The following is an 8,477-nucleotide window of genomic DNA, read 5'->3' as shown; positions in this document are numbered from 1 at the left end:
TCGCAAGATCTCTTTGGCCTTTAGAAAATTTATCATTTGACTTTTCATAACAAGATATATTCAAATTCAGATTGACGATGTAAAAAAAATATTAGATCGTAAACATTTTTATGCTATAAAAATACACTTTTATGTTTTTCATATCAAAGCATTTGGGCAAAAAAATAATACGTAATGCAATTTTTTTGGTATGAAATGACTTTACCAAGCTATAAAAATATAGTTTGTTTAACTATTATCAAGTATTTATTAAACAAAACTTGCCTAACAAGCTAATTCTAAGGCATAAATTCCGGCTATTGATTTTTATCAAAAAAAATGATTAGAAAAAGCCAGTCTAATCATAGAATCGAATTGTTAACTTCAATTCATTACCTTTTACAATTATGATGGAACTTGATACTACTTGTGATAATCCATACCTAGCTCTATTCAATTCCCAATTGCGGACCTCGATTAATTGGAGAAAATCAAATGTTGAAGAAAGAGTTGATCGCCTTAAAAAAATCCGATCTTGGATACAAAAAAATCAAAATGATATTCGAGAAGCTCTATGGAATGACTTTCGAAAGCCAGAGGTAGAAACCGATCTCAGTGAAATTTTCCCCGTTACCTCGGAAATAAACCACACCATCAAAAACTTGAAATCATGGATGAAACCCGGGCCAGTTGGAACACCTTTGTCAATGCTTGGAACTAAATCCAAGGTTCAATTTGAACCTAAGGGAAGGACACTCATCATTTCTCCTTGGAATTACCCTTTTAATTTAGCCATTGGTCCGCTAGTTTCTGCATTGGCAGCTGGATGCACCGTGATTTTAAAGCCATCAGAACTTACACCTCACACATCTTTTTTAATAGAAAGGATGTTATCAGAGATATTTCCAAATCATGAAGTAGCAGCCATTCTAGGAGGAGTGGATACATCCCAAGATTTACTAAAACTCCCATTTGATCATATTTTTTTTACAGGAAGCCCACAAGTTGGTAAAATAGTAATGGGGAATGCAGCGAAAAATCTTAGTTCTGTAACACTTGAATTAGGGGGGAAATCGCCGGCAATAGTTTCCGAAAATGCAGATATCCCCGATTCCGCAAAAAAATTGGTTTATGGCAAACTACTCAATAGCGGACAAACTTGTGTTGCACCAGACTATGCTCTCGTACATGAATCCATCTTTGAAAGGTTTCGGGATGAACTCATTATTGCCATAAGAGAAATGTACGATCCTAATTATAAAGGCATCATAGAAAGTCCTGATCTAGCAAGAATAGTAAATGATCGTCACTTTGAAAGGCTTGAAGGTCTATTAAAAGATGCAATTTCTAAAGGGGCCAAATTGGAATTTGGAGGAGAATGCAACCCGCACCATAGATATGTAGAACCTACCTTAATCAGTGGGATTTCTGAAAAAATGAATATTTCTCAAGAAGAAATATTTGGTCCAATCTTTCCCATTATTGTTTATTCTGATCTGAATAAAGCTATTTATTATATCAATCAGAAGCCAAAACCATTAGCTCTATATGTATTTTCTCAAAATAAAAACGAAGTAAATCAAGTACTAGAGGAAACCAGTTCCGGAAATGCTGTAGTAAATGATTGTGTCCTACATTTTCTTCATCCGAACTTACCTTTTGGAGGGATCAATCATAGCGGGATAGGAAAATCTCATGGCTATTTTGGCTTTTTGGCTTTTAGCAATGAAAAGGGAGTGCTTCACCAAAGAGTGGGGTTAAATAATGCAACACTACTCAGGCCTCCGTATGGAGTTAAAACGCGTCAGATTATCAAATCTTTAATCAAATGGTTTTAACTTAAAGAAATCAAAAATTTTTAGAAATGACCAGAAAACTTTTACCGATACTCTTTTTGATCATCATATTTTCCTGTGATAAAAATGATGATCCCCAACCGGAGGCTCCTTTAGCAGCATTGGAAATGACTAATCTCACATATGGCTCTGGCTCAGAGCAACAAATTGATGTCTTTTTACCTGAAGGAAGAAACCTTTCAGATACACCTCTTATACTATATATACATGGAGGTGGTTGGATTCAAGGAAGTAAAGAGGAATTTCTCCCATTCAAATCTAGTATGAATACCCTTCTTCCTGGATATGCCTTTGCATCAATCAATTATAGCCTTTTTGATATTTCAACATCTGAAAACCCATTTCCCACTCAAGAAAATGATGTCATTGATGCTATCGAATTTATTGAAAGGATGAAAGCAGATTGGGATGTTGAAGGAGGTTTGATTTTAGTTGGAGCAAGTGCCGGAGGACATTTGGCTCTTTTGCATGCCTATAAGCATCAAGAGATCGGAGATATACAATCAGTTGCTGTATTATTTCCTCCCACAGAATTATCTGAATTATTTGAATCAGACAATACAGCCGCACTTTTGTTATCTGCCTTATTAGAAGGCACTCCTGAAAGCAATCCTATTCTTTATAAAGAGTCAAGTCCTGTAAATTATATCAGTCCCAATTCAGTACCATCCATATTCTTTCATGGTGATCAGGACATGGTAGTTCCTATTTCTCAATCTGAGCTGCTAGCAAATACACTTCAAGAAAACGGCGTCATTTATGAATACCAGAAAATCCCGGGAGAAGGTCATGGGTTCTTACCGGAGACATATCCATCAGTATTAACAGCCGCTGCTGAATTCATTCTAGAAAATCAATAAAAAACCCCGCAGATGCGGGGTTACCATAGGTCAGACTTTTTGTAGTCCCGTAGATTTAGCTTTCGCTTTGATCGCTTTTACTACTTTTTCCGAAGGTTGAAGCTGGATTTGATCCAGTTGCTCTATCGCGCTCAGCAATTCCATGTATTCTTGCATCAGGTTTTCATCATTGTGCAAGGCCTGCATTAAGAGCTCTTGTTCTACCTCCGGCATTTCCTGATAGATATATCGTACCAGGTCATTTGGGGTAAATAGTTTTATCATAGGCAAAATTTAATTGTTTCATCTTTTTCCTCAGGTGAATCAGCGCATATCGCATTCTACCCAAGGCAGTATTGATACTGACTCCAGTCTGATCGGCAATCTCCTGAAAGCTCATTTCCATATAGTGCCTCATGATCAGCACTTCTTTTTGAGCATCTGGCAATTCCTCGATCAATCTTTTAACCAAATCAATATCCTCTTCTCTAACCTGTTTATCCTCTGCATTTTCATCAGCAAATCTCAAAGAATTAAATAGGCTGGAACCGTCTTCCATCATAATTGTCGGATACCTCTTTGCCTTTCTAAAATGGTCAATTGCCAGATTATGAGCAATTCTCATAATCCAAGGCTGAAATTTCCCCTCTTCGTTATACCTATCCGAACTAAGGGTTTTGACCACTTTTACAAAGACATCTTGTAAAAGGTCCTCCGCCAAATCCTGATCCTTCACGATCAGGAAGATTGTGGTAAATACTTTGTTCTTATAGCGATCTACTAAAAGATCGAAAGCAGCTTCACTGCCATTCCTATACTGAGCTATCAACTCGCTGTCTCTTGGACCTATTCGTTTACTCATTTTAAGCTGGTTTATGATCAACGTAAAAGTCTAGGCCATAGTATTTTTTTAGAGTGAAAGATTTTGAAACAATTTTAAAAATATGTTTTTGTCCCAATTGGCACAAAGAATTAGCTTAGGTTTTTAAACTTTAACATTTACACAAAATTAAATTTTGAAAATGAATATTAATCCTAAATTAAATTTCTCATAAAACTAATGGGAAGCTATTCTATCCAATCATAATGCCAAAAAATGTTAAAATTGAGAAGAAGATAAAATAGTTTTAGACAAGTCAAATCAGGACTTTCAAAGCACATTTCTTACCTTCGTTGTTCGAGAAAATTTAAAAAAGTAAAAATGGAACTGTCTGGAAAAGTAATCCAAAAACTTGCTGAGGTAAGTGGAAATTCTAAAAGCGGAAATAACTGGAGAAAGCAAGAATACATTGTCGAAACTCCTGGTCAATATCCTAAAAAAGTATGTGTGGCTATTTGGGGAGATAAAATTGACCAAATGCCAATGGCTATTGGAGATCAGGTGAATCTAAGTATCGACGTAGAAAGCCGCGAATATAATGGTAGATGGTATACTGAGGTGAAAGCTTTTAGAGTTGAGAAAAGTGGTGGAAGCCCAGCACCTTCTACTAATATGCCAGAAGTCGACACTTTCTATTCTGATAGCGAAGAGGACAAATTACCTTTCTAAAAACAAAACCTATTTTTTAATACTATGTGGGACGATTTTGAAGACGACGAGTCCGATTTTGAAGAGGACGATGAGTTTGATTATAGAAAAGAGCAAGAGCGAATTTATAAACATCCCTTGATGAAAAAAGCCAAAGAAATTGTCGGACTGACAAAAGCCTTGGTGGGAAGTTTGGATGAAGCTCGAAGGGAGCTCTATGGAGGGATTATGATGGAAGATGCCACAATCATGAGTTCTAAATTTGCTGGAGCTGAAGCAATTCCAGACTATGTGTCCAAAATGGAAAATGCTGTATTGATGAAGGTTCATGCAAAAAGTCTCAATTCTATGACCTATCAACTCGCTATGGAGGAAACTCATGCTGAGGAACACCTTCAACTCCTCAGAGAGGCTATCGAAGAATTTCGAAAGTTATTCTTGAACTGGGTCAAAGGATTCGATCCCAATGAAAAATACGATGACGGCTGGGGAATCTTTACGGATTAGTTTGACTTTGGGCAAATTGCACACCCATGTAAGCTCCTCCTGCCATCAAAAGCAAAGTAATAGCAAGGAGTAAAATCAACACATTCAATGGAATCTCCCAAGGAACGTCTCCAATCTTAAAACGGATAATTCGTTTCCAATTCATATGAGAAAGGCTGTCATTTTTGACAGCCCTTTTTTATTTTTTCAAAATCTCTTTCCATCCTTTCTTCTCCAAGTCTTCAGCGGTTTTTTCCACTTTTTCTTTCAAAGAAGATTTATAAACATCCAAATTCTTGCCGACTTTCTCATCATACGCTCCTACCATAGATGCAGCCAGAATTCCGGCATTTTTTGCTCCATTCAAGGCAACCGTTGCAACTGGAATTCCTCCGGGCATTTGCAAAATGGACAAAATACTATCCCAGCCATCGATTGAGTTAGAACTTTTGACAGGAACACCCACCACTGGAAGACTGGTCATAGAAGCTACCATCCCTGGCAAATGAGCTGCACCTCCTGCTCCGGCGATGATCACTTTCAATCCTCGTTCTCTAGCTGATCTTGCATAATCAACCATTCTATCTGGAGTTCGGTGAGCTGACACGATGGTCACTTCGAAACTGACTCCCAATTCCTCTAAAATCTCAGCTGCTTCTGCCATTACAGGAAGATCTGATTGACTTCCCATGATAATTCCTACCTGTGGATTCATGAATATGATTTGATTTTAATTAGATCCTTGATTCTGTTTGCTCTTTCCTTCAGCTGATCCACGTTCTCATCCAAAAGAGTCACGTGCCCCATTTTTCTAAAAGGCTTCGTCAACTTTTTACCATAAAGGTGAATATATACTCCTTTTTCCTGCATGGCCTCTTCTTTTCCTTCCACATATGCTTCTCCAGTATAACCATCTTCTCCAAGCAGATTGATCATTGCAGCGGGACAACGAAGATCAGGATTACCCAATGGCCAATTCATCACAGATCTTAGGTGTTGTTCAAATTGAGAAGTGAAATTTGCTTCGATCGTATGGTGACCGCTATTGTGAGGACGAGGAGCAATTTCATTGACCAAAACCTCTCCATCTTTGGTTACAAACATTTCTACTGCTAAAATCCCGACCATATCTAATTTCAGGATCACATCTTTGGCGATTTCTTGAGCTTTTGCCTCCACTTCAGGAGTAATTTCAGCTGGCGCAAAAAGGAATTCTACCAAATTGGCCGTTGGGTGAAAAGCACATTCTACAGCTGGATAAGCAATCAACTCACCTGCTTGATTTCTAGCGACAGTTACTGCAATTTCTTTATCAAAATCTATCAGTTTCTCCAATAAACTTGGAGCTTCAAAAGCCTTTTCCAAATCATCGGCACCACGAAGAATCTGAACCCCACGACCATCATAGCCTTCTTTTCCCAATTTATTTACCGCAGGAAGAAAACCTTGATTTGCTATAACGGCTTCTTTTGTATCAGTCAAGATAAACTCTGCTGTTGGGATATCATGTTGTTGATAAAATTGCTTTTGCTCTCGTTTATCTTGGATCAACTTTAGGATATGAGGCTGTGGATAAACCTGCTTTCCCTCGGATTCCAATTTTGCTAAAGCATCAGTATTGACACTTTCTATCTCAACGGTAATCACATCACAATTTTGACCAAAAGCATAAACTGTGTCAAAATCCTTCAGTGATCCCACAGTGAACTTTTGAGCCAAATCCTTGCAGGGAGCATTGGGATCAGGGTCCAAGATGTGGATATCTTGATTGTAATTAATTGCGGATTGGATGAGCATTCGGCCGAGTTGTCCTCCTCCAAGCACTCCCAAAATGGTAGACTGAGCAGTTTTCATCGCCGCAAAAATAAGACAATCTGGAAGATTATCCTTCAGAATGTGGATAAGTCCAATTCTTGAGACAAGAAATCTTACGATTAAGTGGTTTGAAATCGTATTCCCATCAATTCCATCAATTTATGAGCATTGAAATTGGGGCAAGGACCTGACTTGATTTTATAATCAAAATCGATAGTTTTCTCATGAATCTCGGAGTGGAAACTGTAATTTCTCACATAAGGAATTTTTTCCTCCAATTGGGACAATTCAATATCGTGGGTACTGATAATCCCCAAAGACGGAGAATCTGACAATTGGCGAATCAATGCCTCACTCCCCGAGACTCTATCTTCGGTATTGGTCCCTTTGAGGATTTCATCCAGTAGGAATAAAATTCTTTCTCCATTGTCCAATCGATCAATCAAAGATTTGATTCGGCTCAATTCAGCATAGAAAGAACTGACACTTTCTCCCAAATTGTCTGAATTTCGCATACTTGTAAACAATTGGAACTGCCCAAACTTGACTGAATCACCAAAAGGTCTCAAACCTAAATTGATCAAAACTAGATTGGTACCCAGAGTCCTGAGAAAAGTAGTCTTCCCAGACATATTTGCACCAGTCAAAAGGGTAAGCTTTGAATCCTTGTCTATTGAGAAACTATTGGAAACAGCCTTTTCGGGTTTCAAAAGAGGATGGTTGAGGTTTTTGACTTCCAAGCAAAGCTCTTCAGATAATTCCACTTTTCCTTTCATTCCTACCTCCTTTTGAAAAGCTCCCAAAGATGTCCAAGCCTCCCAATCTGACAGCACATCTGGAATATGGGACACACTATTTCCGAATTTCTTTTTCCATCGGGTCAATCTATAGTACAGGATCAAATCTGTCCATAGAATCAAATTCACGGGGATGTATAGAATATTGACTCTATTTTCAATCCAATACCCGAGCCTGTCCAGCCCTTTGAGCTTTTCAGATGCTTTTAAATCCTGGTCTTTCAACTTTTGAATAGACTCCAGTAGTTCATTGGAATTGAAGTCTTCCTTTTCCAATAAAACCAACCAATTCCTGAAAGCTTTAAGAGTCTGCTTTGACGGGACTTTTTCACCAGCCTCCTTCAGAGGTTGAAAAACAAAAGACAACAAACCTATTCCTATCAAAACCCAAAGTCCCAAATACCCAAATGGAATCAGCCCAGCATAAGCAAGAAAGAAAACCGAAGCCCCACCAAGCATTCCAACAATTCCAGCCCCGAGCATCCACGTCTGGCCTTTCTCCTCTTTTTCCAACCATTTCTCCCATTGGTTTTGAGGAATATTTTTATCAAAAAAGGACAATCCAACAGCCTCAAAAGCTCTCAAAAACTCCCCTTTACTAGCCAATTCATCGACTGCAGCTCTTCTAGCACCTGCATTTTCAAATTGAAAGTTGGATTTTAGTTTCGAAGCGAGCTTACTTTTTGCCGATTCGCTGGAGGTATGATTGATCAATTGAAAAAGTGAATGAGCTCCAAATAAATCCAAATCGTTGGAAAATGGATGGAGTTTGTCCAAATATTCCTCACCTGCATCCAAAGTAATAAGGTCCCGATTTTTTCTCAAGAACTCATTTTCATCAATTTTAATAATGGAATGATAAATTTTTTCCTGGTCTTTGAGATGATTGAATCTTTTGATCAGCATAATAAAGAGTGAGCCCGCAATAAAAGAAGGAATTAACCACCATGCGGAATCGGACAAAAAAAGAATCAAAAAACCTCCTAAAGCAAAAAACGAGAGTAATCTTAAAAGCCCAAGACTAATGGTACCACTTTTGATCTTAGCAATTTTATCGAATAACCTATCGTTATTAAAATCAAAATCCTTCATCCTCAAATATAGAGAGAATGGGAATAATGGAAGTAAAAGAAAAGCTTCTCCGATTGCTTTAGGATGCCATTATTGTTAATTTTAG

The 8,477-nt window shown here is 37.9% G+C and carries 10 protein-coding genes; 4 read left to right on the top strand and 6 right to left on the bottom strand.

The genetic code is table 11. The annotated features are described in order from the left end of the window. Positions 1-386 precede the first annotated feature (386 nt). Together O0V13_RS03420 and O0V13_RS03415 are read left to right on the top strand one after the other, a co-directional pair. A complete protein-coding gene (locus tag O0V13_RS03420) occupies positions 387-1,817 on the top strand; it encodes an aldehyde dehydrogenase family protein (RefSeq protein WP_326492701.1) in 1,431 nt (476 codons plus the stop codon). 26 nt (positions 1,818-1,843) lie between these two features. Then, positions 1,844-2,695 (top strand): alpha/beta hydrolase, encoded by an 852-nt coding sequence (locus tag O0V13_RS03415; RefSeq protein WP_268033581.1) that lies wholly within the window; start codon positions 1,844-1,846, stop codon positions 2,693-2,695. 30 nt (positions 2,696-2,725) lie between these two features. Here O0V13_RS03415 and O0V13_RS03410 read toward each other — a convergent pair whose 3' ends face one another. Both O0V13_RS03410 and O0V13_RS03405 read right to left on the bottom strand, forming a co-directional pair. Then, a complete protein-coding gene (locus O0V13_RS03410; protein WP_268033580.1) occupies positions 2,726-2,959 on the bottom strand; it encodes a hypothetical protein in 234 nt (77 codons plus the stop codon). Next, positions 2,934-3,536, bottom strand: a complete 603-nt coding sequence (locus tag O0V13_RS03405; protein ID WP_268033579.1) for an RNA polymerase sigma factor — start codon at positions 3,534-3,536, stop codon at positions 2,934-2,936. The genes O0V13_RS03410 and O0V13_RS03405 overlap by 26 nt, the downstream gene beginning before the upstream one ends. A 339-nt stretch (positions 3,537-3,875) precedes the next feature. Here O0V13_RS03405 and O0V13_RS03400 point away from each other — a divergent pair, with 339 nt between their 5' ends. Beyond that, positions 3,876-4,223, top strand: coding sequence for a DUF3127 domain-containing protein (locus tag O0V13_RS03400; protein WP_073571682.1), 348 nt, complete (start codon positions 3,876-3,878; stop codon positions 4,221-4,223). A gap of 24 nt (positions 4,224-4,247) precedes the next feature. Then, complete coding sequence (locus O0V13_RS03395; RefSeq protein WP_268033578.1) at positions 4,248-4,709, top strand: hypothetical protein; 462 nt, start codon at positions 4,248-4,250, stop codon at positions 4,707-4,709. Here the strand turns inward: O0V13_RS03395 and O0V13_RS03390 are convergent. The 4 genes from O0V13_RS03390 to O0V13_RS03375 all read right to left on the bottom strand — a co-directional run bounded on the left by O0V13_RS03390 (position 4,699) and on the right by O0V13_RS03375 (position 8,206). After that, complete coding sequence (locus O0V13_RS03390) at positions 4,699-4,854, bottom strand: hypothetical protein (RefSeq protein WP_268033577.1); 156 nt, start codon at positions 4,852-4,854, stop codon at positions 4,699-4,701. The genes O0V13_RS03395 and O0V13_RS03390 overlap by 11 nt on opposite strands. Positions 4,855-4,887: 33 nt before the next feature. Then, positions 4,888-5,403, bottom strand: coding sequence for a 5-(carboxyamino)imidazole ribonucleotide mutase (purE, locus tag O0V13_RS03385; protein WP_268033576.1), 516 nt, complete (start codon positions 5,401-5,403; stop codon positions 4,888-4,890). Beyond that, positions 5,400-6,542 (bottom strand): 5-(carboxyamino)imidazole ribonucleotide synthase, encoded by a 1,143-nt coding sequence (locus O0V13_RS03380; protein WP_268033575.1) that lies wholly within the window; start codon positions 6,540-6,542, stop codon positions 5,400-5,402. The genes purE and O0V13_RS03380 overlap by 4 nt, the downstream gene beginning before the upstream one ends. An 80-nt stretch (positions 6,543-6,622) precedes the next feature. After that, positions 6,623-8,206, bottom strand: a complete 1,584-nt coding sequence (locus tag O0V13_RS03375) for a MutS-related protein (RefSeq protein WP_268033574.1) — start codon at positions 8,204-8,206, stop codon at positions 6,623-6,625. Positions 8,207-8,477 lie beyond the last annotated feature (271 nt).

The organism is Algoriphagus sp. PAP.12, from assembly GCF_026652115.1.
Classification (GTDB): domain Bacteria; phylum Bacteroidota; class Bacteroidia; order Cytophagales; family Cyclobacteriaceae; genus Algoriphagus.
The sequence above is the reverse complement of the archived record's forward strand: the minus strand, read 5'-3'. Positions and strand labels throughout refer to the sequence as shown.